The following is an 18,725-nucleotide window of genomic DNA, read 5'->3' as shown; positions in this document are numbered from 1 at the left end:
TTGTTATTGTTTGATGTTAGTTTTCAGGTACAACGATTCTTCGGTGAAAAATGTGATGCTGGTAGGGTTTGCACTCACTCAGATTCCATTCCGAGTCGTTCAGTCATCAGGTTTTATCGGGATCTTCGTAACGGGCTTTCGCATCCATCGCTTCCTGCGCGCTGGGATGCTCGCTGATTAACGAATCCGGTTTCGGGTGATCGGCGCGCAGCTGATACCAGGTGACCGTCTGCCCCGGCGTCCCTTTCTCAATGGTGACAATATACGCTTTACGTGGATAAGGCGGTTTGGTTGGCATAGTGCTTCCTTCTGTCGAATGAAGTTTAAGTATAGACCCCGCCTTGTCTGCGCAGCGCGCACTGCGCCAGCCTGCGCTGAATTTCAGAAATCACCTGGCTGGGTGATTTTGCTGCATCAATGATGAAATGGGCCGCCTCGCGATACAACATGTCCCGCTGTTGCAGTACCTCCTGCACCTCTTCGCTCAGGGGTTTACCGGTCAGCGTGGGACGCAGCTCCTCTTCAGGCGACGCCTCAAGACGATTAACCAGCGTTGGGACCGGCGCGCTTAAATAAATGACGATGCCGTTATCACGCATAAAATGGCGGTTATAGTCGGTGAGAATAATTCCTCCCCCCGTCGCGACGACCGTCGACGGCGCGGTCACCGCCTCCAGCGCAGCCGTTTCTCTGGCGCGAAATCCCGGCCAGCCTTCACGCTCGACGATTTCCGCCACGGTCATTTGTACCTGCGACTGCAGCCATTGATCGGTATCCACAAACCGACAGCCAATTGCCGTAGCCAGCGCCATGCCAACCGTTGTTTTTCCACAGCCGCGTGGGCCAACAAGATAAAGCGGTTGCGTCATAGTGGGCGTTCCCCAGAAAGCCGCAAAGCTGCGGGATCAGATGTCATTAAAGGAATAATCATACCATCAAACTAGTACAGCGTTAAGTGTAAAGAATTTATTCCACTCAAAGTAGAAATATCAATGCATGCCCTACTATATCAAGAAATAGCGCTGAGGAAAGTGTAAAAAATAAATTACATTCACGCTTTTCTGCGCTGAACTTCCAGCCACCACTTTTCCAGCTCTGCCGCAAAATGCTGGCGATCGCGCGCAGAGAGGCTATCCGGCCCACCCGTCTGGATCCCGCTGGCGCGCAACGTATCCATAAAATCGCGCATCGTCAAACGTTCACGAATGGTCGATTCGGTGTAGCGTTCACCACGCGGATTGAGCGCAGATGCGCCTTTCGCCAGCACCTCAGCGGCCAGCGGGATATCGGCAGTGATGACCAGATCGCCTGCTGCGCACTGACGCACAATCTCGTTGTCCGCCACGTCAAAGCCCGCAGGAACGCGCAGCGTACGGATATACGGTGACGGTGGCACGCGCAGGCTCTGGTTCGCTACCAGAGTCAGCGACATTTGCATGCGCCCGGCAGCACGATAGAGGATCTCTTTAATTACGTTCGGACACGCATCCGCATCCACCCATATGGTCATACTGTCTCCCGTTTCTTGTGCAATCGGCTATTGTCTCGTGCTTTTGCGCTGCGGCAAAGTGCTGTTTATCCTTCATGCGTCTTTCAATCCGCGCTAAGCTAGGCTTTATCAAACAAAACAACAACTATCACCCATAGGGAGTGACGAGATGGAGAAGAAAATCGGTTTTATCGGCTGCGGTAATATGGGGAAAGCGATCCTCGGCGGCCTGATTGCCAGCGGTCAGGTGCTTCCCGGCCAGATCTGGGTCTACACCCCTTCCCCCGATAAAGTCGCCGCGCTGCATGACCAGTACGGTATCAACGCCGCGCAGTCCGCTCAGGAAGTGGCCCAGGTGGCGGATATTGTTTTCGGCGCCGTGAAGCCGGGCATCATGATCAAAGTACTCAGCGAAGTCACCTCCAGTCTCAATAAAGAGTCGCTGGTGGTCTCTATTGCAGCAGGCGTAACCCTCGATCAACTCGCCCGCGCGCTGGGGCATGACCGGAAAATCGTACGTGCGATGCCGAATACGCCATCATTGGTTAATGCCGGGATGACGTCGGTGACGCCAAACGCGCTGGTTACCCCGGAAGATACCGCTGACGTGTTGAATATTTTCCGCTGCTTTGGCGAAGCCGAAGTCATTGCCGAGCCGATGATTCACCCGGTGGTTGGCGTCAGCGGCTCCGCCCCGGCGTATGTTTTTATGTTTATCGAAGCAATGGCCGATGCCGCTGTACTGGGCGGGATGCCGCGCGCGCAGGCTTATAAATTTGCCGCTCAGGCGGTCATGGGTTCGGCAAAGATGGTGCTGGAAACCGGCGAGCATCCTGGCGTACTGAAAGATATGGTCTGTTCGCCTGGCGGCACGACGATTGAAGCCGTCCGCGTACTGGAAGAGCGAGGATTTCGCGCGGCAGTGATTGAAGCGATGGCGAAGTGTATGGAGAAGTCAGAGAAACTCAGTAAGTCCTGAGTGAACAACCGGACGTCAGGCCGCCACTTCGGTGCGGTTACGTCCGGCATTCTTTGCTTTGTAGAGCGCCAGATCGGCTGATTTCAGCCATTCCCGATAGTGACCGAACTGCGGGGTTAACGGTGCAACGCCGACGCTGATATGCAAAATAACCTGCGGCGCGCAGGCCAGCCGCAGCCCTTGTAACCCCTCATGAACCCGCGACATCGCCGCTATGGCGCTCTCCGCTGGCGTACCGCACATGATCACCGCAAATTCATCGCCACCAAAACGCCCGATCACATCGCTCCCGCGCAGGGTCATTCTCAACTGCTGGGTCAGCGCCAGAATGGCTTCGTCGCCAACGTCATGTCCCCAGGTATCGTTAATGCTCTTAAAGTGGTCGATATCGATGATCAGCAGCGTGGCATCCCGATGCTGGCGACGACTGTGCTCAAATTCATTGCGCAGTAATATTTCCCAGTGCCGCCGGTTGTAGACCCCCGTCATGCCGTCACAGGTGCTCATCACCTGCAACCGACGCTTGTGCTGCGCCAGTTTTGTCGCGGCCTGATAGCTGACCCAGGAGAATAACAGCGGGTATATCACCATGACCGGCAGCGTCAGCCCTCCTTCCAGTGGTGCACTTCTTAAGGCCAGAGAGACGCCCGTCAGCTGCAGCGTGACCAGACAAGCGACCACCATCAGGGCAAGCCCGGTGATAAACAGCCGCACGCCGCCTGCGCCCATCAGATTCATGCAAATGATCATCAACAGCGCGGTGGAGGGCAGCGCATTGGCCCCCATCAGACCTATCCACATTCCGGCGAGGACCGCATCCGTTTTTAAATTGGCAAATTCCCGACTCAGCGGATCGACGGCCCTGCTGGCGATTTGCCAGGCCAGGTGCGGCCAGACGAACGCCCATCCCACCAGCAACAGCCACCAGACGCCGGATACGGGATTCGCGACCAGCGCTGCGGCGACGGGGAAAAACATCCCTCCCAGCGCCACTGCCCGCGGCACTCTCACTCGCCGGGCGAATCGCAGTCCAGAGCGTTGATGGTCATTTTGCTGCGATGAAAAAGACGCTTCATCCAGGTCGACCGCTTTTTTGTAAAAGTTTTCGTCATTCATTATTTTTTGGGAACATTCTGAAACAATTTTCCCAAATTATAGAGACGGGTCTGGCGGGGAAAGTATGATATTTCGGGTGAGCGTTTTTCTTTGCTCACCCGTTAGCACTACGTCGGGGCTACGCCGCTTTCTTCAGGCAGGCACTCATAAACTTACTGCGGTCGTCACCTTTCAGCGATTGTTCCGTCGCCTGGACGTTGCATTCGCGCATTTTTTGCTGTTGCGGCGTCAGGCTTTTTTCACCGGGAGCTGACTGACTGTTTTTAAGGCAATCGCTCATGTATGTCTTACGGGCATCGCCTTTTAACGTCTTCGCCGTCGCCTGTTGATTACAGGTGGTCATGCGCTGCTGCTGCGGCGTTAATGTTTTCTCCGCCGCACCAACGGTCGTTAAAAAGATCAACCCAAACAATAGGGTAACCAGTAATGTTATTTTCATAGCACCATCCTTTTTTGAGTATTCACTCGACTATCTCCCGCAGGTAAACGCGGGGATATTCAGATAAGTCTGGCTGCTAACAATAAAAAAACCACCCGACAGCAAACGTTATCCTGTCGGGGGCTGGATTATTTCAGGCCTAACGCCGCTTTCATGGTATAGAACAGATCGGTTTGATCGGTCAGCCCGACCACGTTGGCCGCATGAGGACCGTAGGCCGCAATGCGCAGCTGGCTGCCCGTATGCTCCTGAGATTCCTCTTCGGAGTTACCGTAGCTGATTACCATCACGGCGCCATCTTTGGTGTTTAACGCCTGGGTCAGACCCGGCGCTTTTGTCTCCGGCGCGACGATCTGGCTGGCGTGGGCGTGATCGGCGGTGACGATCACCAGCGTGTTACCCTCTTTCTTCGCAAAGGCCAGCGCGCGCTGTACGGCTTCGTCCAGATCCACCGTCTCGCCAATCTGTCCGCAAGGATTGGCGGCGTGATCCTGTTTATCGATAGAGGCCCCTTCCACCTGCAGGAAGAATCCTTTCTCATTTTTACTGAGCAACTCAATGGCTTTGTCGGTCATTTGTGCCAGCGTCGGCACGGTATCGTCGCGTTTTGGATTCGGCGCACAGGTCACGGCGGGCTTATCAATATTGCCGTGATAAGACGCTTTGGGGCCTTCCCAGCGCACAGGCATGTTGCCGTCAGAGAACAGTCCCAGCAGCGGTTTGTCCTGGCTGGCTTCGCCGATTGCCGCCAGTGAGGCCGCGTCGCCGACCAGTTGGTAACCCCGGGCCAGAGCCTGTTCACGCAGCGTTTTTCCCTGCCATTCGCCCGCCGTCGCAGTTTCGGCGAACGTTTTCGCGCCGCCGCCCAGCGTCACATCCGCACGGGCATTCAGCAGTTGTTCGGTTATTGAGCCTTTGCCACCTTTTTCCAGCGCATTCGTCGGGCATTTTTCACTCGTCACGCTCGGGCCATAGCATTTACGCGACGTGACGTGCGCCACCAGCGCGGCAGGCGTGGCATCCTGCAACTCTGCGGTTGAGACGTTACCCGTCGCCAGCCCCGCCGCTTTCGCCATTTCCAGCAGCGTCGTGTGATCTTTTTCGTGAATATCGACGCCCAGCGCGCCGTTATAAGTTTTTACGCCGGTTGTCCATGCGGTTGCCGACGCAGCAGAATCTGTCACGTAATCCGGCTTACCGGTTTTTTTATTCAGCGCATAGTGGGTGTATTGACCGGTCAGCGGTAAGGCATCAATCCCTTTAAAATAACCACCTGCACCTTCAGCATAATTTCGCGCAGCGGTAATTTCTGAATCACCCATACCATCGCCAATCAATAAAATAATATTTTTTGCGGGTTTATCATTCAGTGATTCGCGCAATGCTTGTGTTTGATCGGCCGATAATCGGCGTGCTCCGCCTGGCGTTGTAATATCACCCTGCGCGGCACGGTTTTCCAGCACCGACATTGATGATGTTTCAGAATGACTAACGGGGATATACAGCAGCGGTAACAATGCAAGAGCGATAGCGCTTTGTTTCACTTTATTTTCTCCATGTACTTAATACACTTAAAATAAAAAACAAAGCGACTATAGGTCTCTGACATGACAGGTATATGACAGCGTAGAAGCTGAATAAAACTAGTAACGAGGATGCCTCAACAACTTCTGTACATACTGGCGCAGCAACTCCGTATCGTTATCCGGAACGCTGGCATCGGGCTTTACGCCATCAAGTGCGCCCTCAACCTGATGAATCAACAGTTGCTGCTCGTTCTGAGCCATATTGCGCAGCATCGCTGTAACGATAATCTCTAATGCTTCTACCTGAGCAACCAGTTCTTTTGACTCTTCCTCTTTCTGGGCAAGCTTAAGCAACAACTCAGCTATTAGATTTTTCATGACCGCATTTCCTTATCTAAAGAAGGCTGACGGTATCACTATGAATCCATGCTGCCTAGAGGCTGAAAGTAGTATTTTTATAAGAAAGGAAAGACTTTGCGTAAATAATCACAGAATACGGTGAGCGAAACGTTTCTCGCAGAAAAACAGAACCCCAAATTAAAAGTCATGAATAAAATAGTCACCCCCGGCCATAAGTTAAAGTTATGATAAAAAACGACCAGTTTCACTTAAGTCATTTTTTAATCGCTTTACACCTGCTTACGGATATTTCGCCGCTGGCGCAGGACAAGGGCTAACTGACAAATGTTAATCATCACAATGACCGCAGTGGCAATAAATACCCAACGAAATCCCGCCATTGCCGACACCGTTGCCCCCATTAGCGGACCCGCGACATTGCCAAGATACATAAACGATTGGTTATAACCAAAAATACGCCCGGTTATTTGGTCGCTGGAGTATTTGACCAGCAGCGTCTGGACGGCAGGCAGCATTGCGCCATCGGCAAAACCGAGCAGAAAGCGTAAAACACCAAGCTGGAAAGGCGTCGTGACCCACGACATGGCAAAGAACAGCACGACCGCACAAATCAGCGTCGCCATCAGGATCCTTTCGGTGCCGATGCGATCCCCAAGCTTACCCAGCCGCGGTGCAGAAATCAGTGCCGACACCCCAGGCACCGAGGCGATTAACCCGCTCAAAAAGGCAATATTGTTACTGTCCGGGGCCATCGACTTAATAAATAGCGCCAGAATCGGGCTGATTGAACCATTGCACAACTGAATCACCAGCGTGGTGAAAAACAGACTGACAACCAACGCCGGATATGGCAGCGAAGCAAATACGGCTTTCCCGCTCAACCGCTCGCTCTTTTTCAGCGTCGGGCGGACACCTTCTTTAATCAAAAAGAGGGTGACCAGAAAGCTGACGACCAGCAGTATTGCGGTGATAAAAAAGACCGGGCGTAATCCCACATGATCGGCAATAAAACCGCCCATCAGCGGGCCGCCAATCACACCGCTGATTTGCGCAGTCGCCAGCGTACTAAGTGCCCATCCGCTACGTTCACGAGGCACCTGAGACGCCACCAGCGCCATCGCATTTGGAATATAACCGGACGTTAAGCCCATGATGCCGCGCAGCAGAAAAAGCTGCCAGACGTTGGTGGCAAAGGCTTGCAGCAGTATCGCAATGGCCATGCCAAGCGAAGCGCGCAGCAGCATCAGCTTGCGACCTTTGCGGTCTGCCAGGCTCCCCCAGAGCGGAGAGACTATCGCGGAGATTAAGAATGTGACACTGAAAGTCAGACCAGACCACATCGAGAGCGCTTCATGGGAGGTCACCCCGAGCTGCGAAATATACAGCGGCAAAAATGGCAGGATTTGACTGATTGCCAGACCGGTAAAAAAGCAGCCGAACCAGACGGAAATGAGATTAACTTTCCAGGATTCCATAAACGCTCATCGTGATAAATAGCAGAAAACGCCGGTTAGTTTAACAATCTCCACGTCTGTCAGGGGATCCAGAGGTGCGCTGTCGCGCAATTTACTATTTTATCTTCCCGTTCACCATTTTTGTGAAATACATCACATTAAAACCCAACAAACCACAGGGCTTTATGCTTAGCGACAGAGGCCAACTCCCCGCATTCCCAGATGAAAATGGTTGGCGTGGGCCGCGTTGTAGTCCGGTCCTAAGCCGTTGCCATAATATTGACAGCTCACGCTGAGCAGTGCCCGCAGCCACGGTGCGCTTTCCTCCTGCTTCCAGCCGCGCAGAACGGTGAAGTGCCGGCCGTCGGCAAGGCTAAAACCGCTGATATCCAGGGCCTGCGCGCTGGCGTGCTCGCTACGACGCGCGTCAGGACGATGGTAAATATTACGACAGGCGAAGCTGCCGAGATGCTCGATCCGGGTCAGTCGGCTCATCATCAGACGTTCCGTCAACGGCACAGCCTGTTGCCCGACATACAGCGCAGAACTCAGCGCTAACGGACAGGAAGCAAGGAAGCTGCTGCTCAGTTTGACGGCGCCGAAATCCCGCACCCGTACCACGTCGGTTAAGGGGCATTCGCCGGTACTGTCAGCCACGGGCTGTGACGTAATCAGCTTCTGCTGGTTTGCCTGCAGCAACAGCGCCTGGCAACGCGCTGGCGTCAGACGCTTAAGCTTAAATTGAGTGAGCCAGTTTGGCGGGTCAGATAACTCAAGAGGGGTGAGCGGGTTGTAATAAGACGGCAGATAGCGATATCCCACGCCGCACGCCACGCCCAGAAGCATCATCAACAGCCAGCCTTTTCCTTTCACGCACCCTCCCGTGCAATTCTCCCTAACATTATGGCAGAAGCCCGCGAATCCCTCGTTTTGTCGTGGTAATGTATACGCTTTGCGTTCGGGGGAATGGGTTTAAGATGGCAAAGTTGCGGGTAGGAATCGTATTTGGTGGTAAATCAGCGGAACATGAAGTGTCATTGCAATCGGCAAAAAATATTGTCGATGCCATCGACAAGACCCGCTTTGATGTCGTGTTGTTAGGTATTGATAAACAAGGGCAGTGGCACGTCAGCGATGCCAACAATTACCTGCTCAATGCAAACGATCCGGCGCATATTGCGCTGCGTCCTTCTGCGACCAGCCTGGCACAGGTTCCAGGCAGACACGAGCAGCAGTTGATTGATGCGCAGAATGGCCAGCCGCTGCCAACCGTGGACGTGATTTTCCCGATTGTACACGGCACGCTGGGTGAAGATGGTTCACTACAGGGGATGCTGCGCGTGGCGAATCTGCCCTTCGTCGGTTCCGACGTGCTGGGCTCTGCGGCATGCATGGATAAAGACGTCACCAAACGTTTGTTGCGGGACGCCGGACTGAGTATCGCGCCGTTTATTACGCTGACGCGCGCCAACCGCAATACGATAAGTTTTGCAGAGGTGGAAGCCCGTCTTGGTCTGCCGCTGTTCGTTAAGCCGGCTAATCAGGGATCGTCCGTCGGCGTCAGTAAGGTCACCAGCGAAGCGCAGTACGCGCAGGCCGTCGCTCTGGCGTTCGAGTTCGATCACAAAGTGGTGGTAGAACAAGGGATCAAAGGGCGTGAGATTGAGTGCGCGGTATTGGGCAACGATCATCCGCAGGCCAGCACCTGTGGCGAGATCGTGCTCAACAGTGATTTCTATGCCTACGACACCAAATACATTGATGATAACGGCGCGAAAGTGGTGGTCCCTGCGGCGATTGAGCCTCAGATCAACGACAAAATCCGTGAGATTGCCATTCAGGCGTATCAGACGCTGGGCTGCGCCGGCATGGCGCGCGTCGATGTCTTCTTAACTGCCGATAATGAGGTGGTGATTAATGAGATCAACACCCTGCCAGGTTTTACCAACATCAGTATGTATCCGAAACTCTGGCAGGCCAGCGGTTTAGGTTACACCGATTTGATCACCCATTTGATCGAACTGGCGCTGGAACGCCACGCTGCAGATAATGCGCTGAAAACGACGATGTAATCAGCGCTGTCCCGGTAAGCCTGATGGCGACTTTACTCATCAGGCTTATGCCGCTTCATCCTCCACGCGACGACGAATAATCAAGCCTGCCAACCAGAAGCTGATGACCCAGGTCACCAGACCCACGGCATAGGTTTGCCAGCCTTTGGCTTCAAAGCCCAGCAGCCCAACAACACCGTTCAGAATGAAAATCAGTCCGATAGCAAAGGCATAGTAATGCCAGTCACGGCGTATTTTTACAGGCAGGTTCATGGCAACTCCCGAGCGAAAAAAAGCATCATTGCATATTACGGGAAACCGGTCTGTGTCGTATGCGGAATTTCTTAAATGTTGCAAAATTTGATTTAAGGTAACCAATTTGTGACAACCAACAAGAATCTGCAATCCAGGATTCATCCCAGACTGAAATTACCATCATTCTGATATTGACAAACGCGATGACCTGTCAGACTCACGGTAAGTTACTGGCATGGTGTCAGAGATGCAGAATTACTCGCGGAGGTCATTTATGGCTGATTTCACTCTCTCAAAATCCTTGTTTAACGGGAAACATCGAGAAACCGCCTCTACGCCAGGCAACATTGCTTACGCCGTGTTTGTGCTGTTCTGTTTTTGGGTCGGAGCGCAGATCCTGAACCTGCTGGTTCACGCACCGGGCGTGTATGAGCACCTGATGCAGGTACAAGAGACGGGACGCCCGCGCGTGGAGATTGGGCTGGGCGTCGGGACCATCTTTGGTCTGGTGCCGTTTCTGGTCGGCAGTCTGATTTTCGGTGTCATCGCCGCCATCCTGCGCTGGCGCTACCGCCGCCAGTAATGGCCCGGCGATTACTGCCCCATACACGTCGCCCGACGATCGTCGACCCGTTTTGCAAACCAGGCCGTGGTGAGATTACGGGTGATTTTCGGGCTTTCCAGCTGAATGCCTGGCAGCATTTCACGTGGTAACGCTTTCCCCGTTTTTGTCTCAGCAAGCTTAAACACGTTTTCGTAAAGCGCCGTTTCTTCAAACGCGAGACTGTCGCCTTTCTCCAGCTGCCGGCGGATATCGCCCTCACTGAGACTCAGTTTGCCCGCCAGTTTACGCACCGCCAGCTCCGTTTTACCGGCTTCTTTACTGCCGTAAGCAATCAGATCACCATCCAGCGCCAGTTTGACGCCGCTGGCTTTACTGACCGCATTCTGAAATGCGGCGTTACGACTGGCATACCATCCGGCGTTAAAGTCGGCAAAGCGGAAAATCGGCGCGCTGTAGTTGGCCGGGTAATTGAGCAGATGATAGGTTCCGAACCAGAGTCCACCGCGACGGCTGAATACTTCCTGGCGTACCGTTCCCTCCATTTTCCACGGATACCCTTTGCTGTGCTGCTCGGCAAACGCAATGCTGACCTGCATCGGGCCGCCGGTGTGTACCGGATTGAGTGAACCGAACAGCGTCTGCCCCATTGGCACCATATTGATAAAATCATCAAAAATGGCACTGAGCTGTTTTTCCGTTTTTACCGCATCCAGCCGCTCGCTGTAGCTTTTCCCGTTCGGGGACGTGATTTTCAGCGCGGTATGCACGAGGAAAACCGGGATGTGCATCCGCTCGGCTCGTCGGTCTATTTCCCGCCAGGCAATTTTGCTCAATCCCGGAACGGCCGGATCGGCCTGATAGTTGGACTCCTGCTGCGCGACCGCCAGCACCGAACAGATATTTTCCACCGTGGGCGCCAGCTTGTGGCTTTCAAAGGTTTTGGCGATATCCTGCGCCCAGCCGTCCCGATCCTTCACGCTGGCCGGCATTTTCTGGCGCACCACGCTCGCGACGTCTACCGGTTTCTCGCCTTTCTTCAGCGGTTGCGAGGGCTGACTGCTACATCCGGCCAGCACCAGCCCGGCCAGCAATGACAATGGGAAAAGACGAGACACCGCCGACATAACGTTTCCTTTTGTTAACCAAGAGTGTGGGTGACAGCCTGAATATCCTGCTCGTCCAGTTCGCGCTCAAAGCTGCGCAGACGTTTATAGATAGACATCAGTTCGACCAGCGTCGTCCACGAGTTGATCAGGTACTGGAACGCGCCCCGCACCTGGCTAAAGACATTGTTAATTTGCGTCATCAGACCCAGGGTAATCGTACCGGCAACAATCGACGGAAACAGCAGGAACAGACCGAAAACGTTGTCCACCTGCAGGTAGAGAATGCGCGCGATATTAAAATACATGTAGTGAAAATAGAGGCGGAAATAGTTCTGGCGCACCGCACTGAACAGTTCACGAACCGTCGGCGGCGTGGCGCGGCTGGCATCGTCTTCCCCGTATACCAGCTCTTTACGATAGGCCGCTTCCACTCGCTGATTTTTAAATTCCAGTCCCGGAAGTTTGAACCCGACCGCCGCCAGCATACCGGTGCCCATCAGCGACCAGACGATCGCCGCAATCACCAGGCCGTAAGGCACATAGCCGACAATCGGCAGCTCAGGCACGTGTGGAGAAAGCGCAACCAGCACCGGCAGGAAGGCGATCAGCGTCATGATGGCATTGATAAAGCCCACGCCCATGCTTTCCAGCGTTGAAGCAAAACGCATGGTGTCTTCCTGCACACGCTGCGCTGCCCCCTCGATATGGCGCAGATGTTGCCACTGCGCCATGTAATATTCGTTCATCGCCGTACGCCAGCGGAACACATAGTGGCTGACAAAAAAGTTGTTCAGTACGCTAATCACCACGGCAATCAGCGCGATGCCAAGGAAGATCCCCAGTTCGTTATAGAACTGGCTCATAGTGACTTTATGCGGCGCGCTGAGGGCGGTCTGGATCAGATCGTAGAACGGCGCGTACCAGGCGTTGACGGCCACCCCCACTTCGACCAGAAACCAGGTGACGAAGATAATCAGCGAGGTGCCAAGAATCGACCAGTACTGCCAGCGATGCGGACTGTAGAGAAACCAGAACAGCGCAAATACCCCGACACAAAGCACATAGTAGGCATAAAAAATCAGGTAGCTCAGCGACCAGAAGCGGGCAGCGCTAATAGGTACAGTGCCTGCGGCGCCAGTCAGTCGCGCAATCCAGTCACCCCCTCCAGCCTGCCAGAAAATAACCACAACTAATGCCCAAATAAAAGCCGAAAGGAAAAAAGGACCCGGCTTTGGGAAAAAAGACTTAAACATGATGCTCTCCTGCTAACTTCTTATCGTTATGACAACTGCTGTGTTTTTCCACCGCGCGGGTTGAAAATAAACGGTCACAACAGGCGAAACCGCCCATTGTGACCAACATGGTGGCGCTTAGTTCGTTTTCCAGTCCTGAATAATTGTTTCGACGGGTTTCACCCACACCGGATTGTCCGGTACGATCAGATTGCGCCAGACATCATTATGGTGCGCAATCAGCGTCTGGGCCGGTGCGGCCGGGCGATGGGCGGTGGTATGGGCATCTTCCGCAACCGTAATACGATAACCCCGACTGGCACCGTTTCTGATGGTGGTATCGACGCAATAGTCCGTCGCACAGCCGCAGATGACAAAGTGCGAAATCGCCTCATCGTGCAGTAACTGTTCGAGGGCCGTTTTGTAAAAGGAATCGCACGCGGTTTTCGTGACATATTTTGCATTCGCTGGCGTGTTCAGTTCTGGCAGCAGTGCGAACCCCGCACTCCCCTCTTCCAGCCCTCCCGCCTCGGTATGCTGAATAAAAATCGTGAGATCTGCCGCCTGCGTGAGCTGATTAATGCGTTCCACGCACGCTTCCCGGCGAATACGCGGCGTGGCAAACACGCCGATTTGCATATCAACAACCATCACAACCCGTTTTTCAGACATCGTCAGCCCCATCAAAGAGTGGTAATGAAAGATTATTGCACGCCCAGGATCACAAAAGCGGACTTTCTTTCGCGGCAAAAATGGCGCGTTTACGTGCCGTTACGTTTTTCTCACTATCCTTGCTCTAATTAGCGCTTTGCAATGTGCCGTTGCGTAGTATAAATACGCATACACATCATCCTTCAGGCTGTCTCTTTGTTGGCAATGCTCATAACCCCCAGTCACATAGTTACTATGTTGCTGGGCTGCTGGAGATTTACTCGCTTGCCGCCTCGAAGCATCCCGAATGATTTCGTGTAAAGGTTTTCACTTCATCTCATTCATGGACATCACCGTTGAAACGTAGTCTGCTTTTTTCTGCCGCGCTGTGTGCGGCGTCATTGACCTCAGTCCAGGCGGCTCAACCTGTCGCCGACCCCGTTTTTGCGTCTGATATTGTCGAGCGTTATGCCGATCATATTTTTTATGGCAGCGGTGCGACGGGGATGGCGCTCGTCGTGATCGACGGCAACCAGCGCGTCTTTCGCAGTTTCGGCGAAACCCGACCGGGCAATAACGTACGCCCACAACTGGATTCGGTCATTCGCATTGCGTCACTCACCAAGCTGATGACCAGTGAAATGCTGGTGAAACTGCTCGATCAGGGTACGGTTAAACTCGACGATCCGCTGAGTAAGTATGCCCCCGTCGGCGCGCGCGTACCGTCATATGAGGGAAAACCGATCACGCTGGTCAATCTGGCAACGCACACCAGCGCGCTGCCCCGTGAACAACCTGGCGGCGCGGCAAAGCGTCCGGTGTTTGTCTGGCCGACGCGGGAGCAACGCTGGAGTTACCTCTCCACCGCGACCCTGAAAGCCGCACCGGGGTCGCAGGCGGCCTATTCCAACCTGGCGTTCGACCTGTTGGCCGATGCGCTGGCAAATGCCTCCGGCAAACCTTATACCCAACTGTTTGAAGAGAAGATCACCCGCCCGCTGGGCATGAAAGACACCACCTATACTCCTTCTCCCGATCAGTGCAAACGTCTGATGGTAGCGGAAAAAGGGGCCAGCCCGTGTAATAACACGCTGGCAGCCATCGGCAGCGGCGGCGTTTACTCAACGCCGGGTGACATGATGCGCTGGATGCAGCAGTATCTGTCCTCTGATTTTTACCAGCGCAGTAATCAGGCCGACAGAATGCAGACGCTGATTTATCAGCGCGCGCAGTTAACGCGGGTAACGGGCATGGATGTTCCCGGCAAAGCCGATGCGTTGGGATTAGGCTGGGTCTATATGGCACCGAAGAATGGACGCCCGGGAATTATTCAAAAGACCGGCGGTGGCGGTGGGTTCATCACCTATATGGCGATGATTCCGCAAAAAAATGTGGGCGCGTTTGTCGTCGTCACTCGCTCTCCGCTCACCCGTTTTACCAATATGAGTAACGGTATTAACGATCTGGTCGTCGAACTGAGCGAAAATACACCGCGCGTGGTTCCGGCATCTTAATCAATATTCAGAAGGCAAACGGTTGATACCCATCAGTTTGCCTTTATTCATTTCGATATAGCCGCCTTTACGCAATGCAGCCAACACCTCAGCCACCACGGAACGAGAAATGCATGTGCGCTGGTGTATATAATTCATGACGCCAATACGGGAACGTAATCCGTCCTCCCATTCAATCATTGAAATCAGTGTCGAACGGATCTGTTCATAAGAATTTTTACCGATTAACTGCCCATCTCGTTGTTCCATCATACGGTTCTGCCATGTCAACCAGTAGAATGCTTCACGCCACAACTGGCATTCTTCAATAATTGCAACGGTTTGTGAGGAAGAGAGGTGATATCCCGAACATATTCCCTCGCTGACGAGATCGTACTGAACATCATTTTTCATCACCCCATTGGTCAGTCCCATAATAAAAGGTGCCTGCCCAATACCAACCAGAATATGTTCATTACGTCTTAACGAGATAATCCCTTCCAGAATCACTACTGTCGTGTCAGGGTTCTTTTCCGTGGAATAAAGAAGATGCTTTTCATTAGCATATGAAAAACGGGTGCCATATTGAGACAAGGACTTATCGAGCTGACCAAATTCTTTTAACGGTTTATTCAGAGATAACATCTCCGCGTTCCTTGCATTAATGCCCGTCAAATCCTTGACGGGCATTTTTTAGATTAACTACGCTATATCCATTTCCGTAAGGGAATGATTACCAGGTATATTTAACGCCCGCGTTGGCCGCCCAATTCTGATCAACATCGCCACCACCGAGGTAGTTCGCATCGGTATAGGCACTGAAGTTCTTGGTAAAGCTGAACTGCGTACCCAGACCAACACGAACCGCTGAACCTTCGGTGCCGTTGTCGATAGAGTCGCCGTTGACATCAGCATCGTTGTTCGCATCGTCATACACGTAGGCCAGTTTGAAGTAAGGCGTCAGCGCCTGATCCTGGCTGTAGGTGAAGGTATAACCGGTATCCACACCCAGTTCATAGCGCATGCTGTCGTAAGACTGACCATCAGCCTGCATGTTGTTGCTCAGGCGATAACCATCGTCAGACTGGAACAAGCCAGACACGCTGCCGTATGGAGTAACATAACCCGCATCACCCACTTTCCAGTCGTAACCCAGTTTCAGACCGAAGCCCCATGCATCCGCAGAGGTGCTGCCATCAACATACTGACCGTCGCTCATATTGGCAGACAGATCGTTGTTAAAGTGAGAGTAGCTCAGGTTGCCATCTACAAAGATGTCATTGGCAAAGCGAGCTGAAGAGTAGAGATAGGCAGACTGGCTGTCCTGATCCACTTGACCGGTATGGTCGCTCATGTCGCCTTTCGCGAAGCCCGCCGCCGCACCGACAATCCACTTCGCGTTGTTACCATCAACTTTGGTATCCACACCCACCATGATGCCGTTGACATCCTGATCGTAGTTAATGGTGCCGTTATCGCCGTTGAAGTTGCCGCCGAAGTAACTGACCCATGCGCCGCCGTTATCCGCCAGACCATGACGAGAGTTGGTCAGACGCGTCCCAACCGTATCTTGCTCCAGGTTCCAGATATTGGTATTCGCAGACGGAATGCTCAGCGCCATGTTAGCGTAGTCGGTCAACTCCATCTGTTGCATAACAACGGTGTTGCCCTGCTGCTGGGCCTGATAGGTGTACGCGCCCAGGTCTGCTTTGTTCGCGGCAGAGAAGGTAGCGGTGCTGTTCTTATCGTTAACGTAGATCAGCTCTTTGTCTTTGTAATCTGCGATGGCGCCTTCACCGGTGGCGTTGTTGATACGCACTTTGTAGTTGCCGGTTGCCGCAGCAACATTGTCGCCCGCATTGTCCACTTCAGACTGATCAGCGCTGTATGCATCACCGTTACCGTTAATGGTCAGGTGACCATCGGAATTCATGGCGATCACACCGTAACCATAGTTAGACTTCGTGGTGTCTGCGGTACGATCGTTGGTCAGATCGGCATCCAGCACATAGTGGTTACTGTGAATATCAAATACACCGGCATGCACATTGCCATTCGTATCGGTCGTGCTGGTCAGATTCAGGGTATCCGTCTGCAGCGCATAGTCCGCACTGTTACCGACATCCAGAACACCGTCATTTGTGACCTTGATAGTGTTGGCATACAGTGCAGCATCACCTACGCTCCAGCCTGCAGCCACATCATCAGCGATGGTGACAGTACTGTTATCGACAGTCAGAGTATCCGTTGCCACATGACCGTCTTCGCTGATGTTCAGCGCGGCGCCGCCGGTCAACGCAATGGTGTCAGAAACCAGTGAAGAATCGGCAACATTCACCACAGAACCGCTGTTGATGCTCAGAGTATCAATCAGAGAGGCTTTAGTGGTATCCCACTCAGAACCGCCGTTCAGCGTGACATTGAACAGGCCGCTTTGATAAACCTCGTTGCCAACAACGTGGCCATCTTCATCATAAGCGGTGCCGGCATTGTCAATACCATAGGTAGACGATGGCCACAGGCTATTCGCGGTAATGTCGATCAACGTAGCGGTAGCATCGGTACCCGCGGCAACACCGTCGTAAACGCCGTCACCATCGGTATCCACCTGATGCACAGACATCGCCGCACCGACCCATTTGCTACCGTTATTCAGGGTAACATCCATGCGGTCAGTACCATCCCAGCCGTTAGTATCGACAGTCGAGTCGGTATCACGATAGCTGTCCGCGCCGTTCGGGAAGAAGTTTTCGTCGAAGTTGCTGGAGAAAACCACATCGCCCATCAGGGTCGAATTACTGAGATTAACCGTCGTCTGCATTGCATTATCTGCAGACGGATTCGCAATGGCGGAAATCGCAACGTCATCAGCCGTCGCAGTATTGCTGTAGTCGCTTGCGTTACCGTTATTGCCGAACCAGCCTGAAGTCCCTTCATCTGACCATGAACCAGAGGTCACGGTAGAGTCCTTCACCGTAATGGTGTTATTGAACACTTCATTGCTGTTCACGCCCGTGCTAACGGTGTTGTCGTCAACATCACTCCACTCGTAACCCTGAGTCAGCGTAATGCCTGCCACGTGAGAGTTGTTGGTGATAGACAGGTCAACTTCCTGATCCAGGGTGATCGCAGTGCCCATGTCGTAGACATCAACAACGTGCGTATCTGCGGTGCCGTCAGTATTGGTACCGTTGTAGGTATAATGTTCGTAGTTATCGTCGATCGTTGAGTTATCAACGGTGAGCGCCAGACGATCGTAAACATAGCCCGTATCACGACCATCAGCGCATTCGCTCGTCATGCACTCAGACGTAATCATTCCGTGTACAGTGCTGTTTTTAATCGTCAGGCTGTTGCTATTGGTGTTGGTAGAAAGACCATCATCCAGATAGTAAGTTGAAATCACACCGTTTACGGTCGCGTTATTGATTACCGGATAGATATCTCCGTTATACACGCTGTCGGTGCCGTAGTTATTCCAGCCGACGTAACCATCGTAGTACACACCATCCGGGTTCGTCGCATCGTTATAGTGGTCAAATGTGGTGTAAGTCTTGCCAGAAATATCCGTTGAAGCATTCGCCTGAGAAGTGATTGCCAAAGTGCAGGCTAATGCTAATTGTGAGACTACAAGTTTCTTTTTCCAGGAGTGCATTTGTCATCCCTCCTCAGGGACGTAATAGTGTTGATCCATCAAATATCAATGCATAGAAAACATTATGTTTCGCAAGGAGGATTATGCGGTGTCTCCAGTGAAAGGTTCAATTATTCTTTCCCTGCAGTCCGAAAACGGACAATAATAAAAACCAGGAAAACGCTTAATTGAAAAATATAAAAATCTATACAAATCAATATAATAAATCAAAATGAAAAGCAGAACTCATATAGTAAATCAATACTTAGCACAGCGATAATTGACAATAATTAATAAATAAAAACCCACTAAACTTAAATATCAGCACATTTAAATAAATAGATATTTAAAATAAACAAAGAAAAGAAATAAAAT

19 protein-coding genes are annotated in these 18,725 nt (G+C 52.6%); 4 read left to right on the top strand and 15 right to left on the bottom strand.

Features of this window, described 5'->3' with window-relative positions; all coding sequences use genetic code 11:
• Positions 1-106 precede the first annotated feature (106 nt).
• The 3 genes from yaiA to ACERJC_RS00640 form a co-directional block, all read right to left on the bottom strand.
• Entirely contained in the window at positions 107-298 is a 192-nt protein-coding gene (gene yaiA, locus ACERJC_RS00650) for a protein YaiA (RefSeq protein ID WP_152405687.1), read from the bottom strand.
• A 25-nt stretch (positions 299-323) separates the two neighbouring features.
• Positions 324-869 carry a shikimate kinase AroL gene (aroL, locus tag ACERJC_RS00645; protein ID WP_152405688.1) on the bottom strand — a complete coding sequence of 182 codons (546 nt, stop codon included), beginning with the start codon at positions 867-869 and terminating at the stop codon, positions 324-326.
• 182 nt (positions 870-1,051) lie between these two features.
• Positions 1,052-1,510 carry a YaiI/YqxD family protein gene (locus tag ACERJC_RS00640; RefSeq protein WP_152405689.1) on the bottom strand — a complete coding sequence of 153 codons (459 nt, stop codon included), beginning with the start codon at positions 1,508-1,510 and terminating at the stop codon, positions 1,052-1,054.
• Positions 1,511-1,658: 148 nt separating this feature from the next.
• On the opposite strand from ACERJC_RS00640, the gene proC reads away from it, so the two are divergent.
• Positions 1,659-2,468 carry a pyrroline-5-carboxylate reductase gene (gene proC, locus ACERJC_RS00635; protein ID WP_152405690.1) on the top strand — a complete coding sequence of 270 codons (810 nt, stop codon included), beginning with the start codon at positions 1,659-1,661 and terminating at the stop codon, positions 2,466-2,468.
• Between the two features lie 15 nt (positions 2,469-2,483).
• Here proC and adrA read toward each other — a convergent pair whose 3' ends face one another.
• From adrA to ACERJC_RS00605, 6 genes are all read right to left on the bottom strand, one after another.
• Positions 2,484-3,584 (bottom strand): diguanylate cyclase AdrA, encoded by a 1,101-nt coding sequence (gene adrA, locus ACERJC_RS00630; RefSeq protein ID WP_373670813.1) that lies wholly within the window; start codon positions 3,582-3,584, stop codon positions 2,484-2,486.
• A 118-nt stretch (positions 3,585-3,702) separates the two neighbouring features.
• Positions 3,703-4,023, bottom strand: coding sequence for a phosphate starvation-inducible protein PsiF (gene psiF / locus ACERJC_RS00625; RefSeq protein WP_046476107.1), 321 nt, complete (start codon positions 4,021-4,023; stop codon positions 3,703-3,705).
• Positions 4,024-4,151: 128 nt separating this feature from the next.
• Complete coding sequence (gene phoA / locus ACERJC_RS00620; protein WP_286632544.1) at positions 4,152-5,567, bottom strand: alkaline phosphatase; 1,416 nt, start codon at positions 5,565-5,567, stop codon at positions 4,152-4,154.
• A 99-nt stretch (positions 5,568-5,666) separates the two neighbouring features.
• On the bottom strand, positions 5,667-5,927 hold the full coding sequence (gene iraP, locus ACERJC_RS00615; protein ID WP_152405694.1) for an anti-adapter protein IraP: 261 nt from the start codon (positions 5,925-5,927) through the stop codon (positions 5,667-5,669).
• Between the two features lie 251 nt (positions 5,928-6,178).
• Positions 6,179-7,384 carry a multidrug efflux MFS transporter gene (locus ACERJC_RS00610; protein WP_152405695.1) on the bottom strand — a complete coding sequence of 402 codons (1,206 nt, stop codon included), beginning with the start codon at positions 7,382-7,384 and terminating at the stop codon, positions 6,179-6,181.
• Between the two features lie 168 nt (positions 7,385-7,552).
• Positions 7,553-8,212, bottom strand: a complete 660-nt coding sequence (locus ACERJC_RS00605; RefSeq protein ID WP_371895305.1) for an extensin-like domain-containing protein — start codon at positions 8,210-8,212, stop codon at positions 7,553-7,555.
• Positions 8,213-8,340: 128 nt separating this feature from the next.
• Between ACERJC_RS00605 and ddlA the strand changes: the two genes are divergently transcribed.
• The gene (gene ddlA / locus ACERJC_RS00600) at positions 8,341-9,435 is read left to right on the top strand and encodes a D-alanine--D-alanine ligase (protein WP_373670812.1); all 1,095 of its coding nucleotides are present in this window, start codon (positions 8,341-8,343) and stop codon (positions 9,433-9,435) included.
• A 45-nt stretch (positions 9,436-9,480) separates the two neighbouring features.
• Here ddlA and ACERJC_RS00595 read toward each other — a convergent pair whose 3' ends face one another.
• Positions 9,481-9,687, bottom strand: a complete 207-nt coding sequence (locus tag ACERJC_RS00595) for a DUF2754 family protein (protein ID WP_046476092.1) — start codon at positions 9,685-9,687, stop codon at positions 9,481-9,483.
• A gap of 256 nt (positions 9,688-9,943) precedes the next feature.
• On the opposite strand from ACERJC_RS00595, the gene ACERJC_RS00590 reads away from it, so the two are divergent.
• The gene (locus tag ACERJC_RS00590; protein ID WP_152405697.1) at positions 9,944-10,252 is read left to right on the top strand and encodes a YaiY family protein; all 309 of its coding nucleotides are present in this window, start codon (positions 9,944-9,946) and stop codon (positions 10,250-10,252) included.
• An 11-nt stretch (positions 10,253-10,263) separates the two neighbouring features.
• Here the strand turns inward: ACERJC_RS00590 and ACERJC_RS00585 are convergent, their stop codons facing one another.
• From ACERJC_RS00585 to ACERJC_RS00575, 3 genes are all read right to left on the bottom strand, one after another.
• Complete coding sequence (locus ACERJC_RS00585) at positions 10,264-11,358, bottom strand: DUF1615 domain-containing protein (protein WP_373670811.1); 1,095 nt, start codon at positions 11,356-11,358, stop codon at positions 10,264-10,266.
• 14 nt (positions 11,359-11,372) lie between these two features.
• Entirely contained in the window at positions 11,373-12,593 is a 1,221-nt protein-coding gene (gene sbmA, locus ACERJC_RS00580) for a peptide antibiotic transporter SbmA (protein ID WP_373670810.1), read from the bottom strand.
• A gap of 117 nt (positions 12,594-12,710) precedes the next feature.
• Positions 12,711-13,244 carry an isochorismatase family protein gene (locus ACERJC_RS00575; RefSeq protein WP_178826984.1) on the bottom strand — a complete coding sequence of 178 codons (534 nt, stop codon included), beginning with the start codon at positions 13,242-13,244 and terminating at the stop codon, positions 12,711-12,713.
• 335 nt (positions 13,245-13,579) lie between these two features.
• Between ACERJC_RS00575 and ampH the strand changes: the two genes are divergently transcribed.
• Entirely contained in the window at positions 13,580-14,737 is a 1,158-nt protein-coding gene (ampH, locus tag ACERJC_RS00570) for a D-alanyl-D-alanine-carboxypeptidase/endopeptidase AmpH (RefSeq protein ID WP_152405701.1), read from the top strand.
• On the opposite strand, the gene iprA is transcribed toward ampH, so the two are convergent.
• Both iprA and ehaB read right to left on the bottom strand, forming a co-directional pair.
• Positions 14,738-15,361, bottom strand: coding sequence for a hydrogen peroxide resistance inhibitor IprA (gene iprA, locus ACERJC_RS00565; RefSeq protein WP_373670809.1), 624 nt, complete (start codon positions 15,359-15,361; stop codon positions 14,738-14,740).
• Between the two features lie 88 nt (positions 15,362-15,449).
• Positions 15,450-18,371, bottom strand: coding sequence for an autotransporter adhesin EhaB (gene ehaB, locus ACERJC_RS00560; protein ID WP_373670808.1), 2,922 nt, complete (start codon positions 18,369-18,371; stop codon positions 15,450-15,452).
• Between the last annotated feature and the right edge of the window lie 354 nt (positions 18,372-18,725).

Source organism: Citrobacter telavivensis (assembly GCF_041807075.1).
In the GTDB taxonomy this organism is placed as follows: Bacteria; Pseudomonadota; Gammaproteobacteria; order Enterobacterales; family Enterobacteriaceae; genus Citrobacter_A; species Citrobacter_A telavivensis.
Note: the sequence above shows the minus strand (reverse complement) of the source record. Positions and strands in the feature narration are given on the sequence as shown.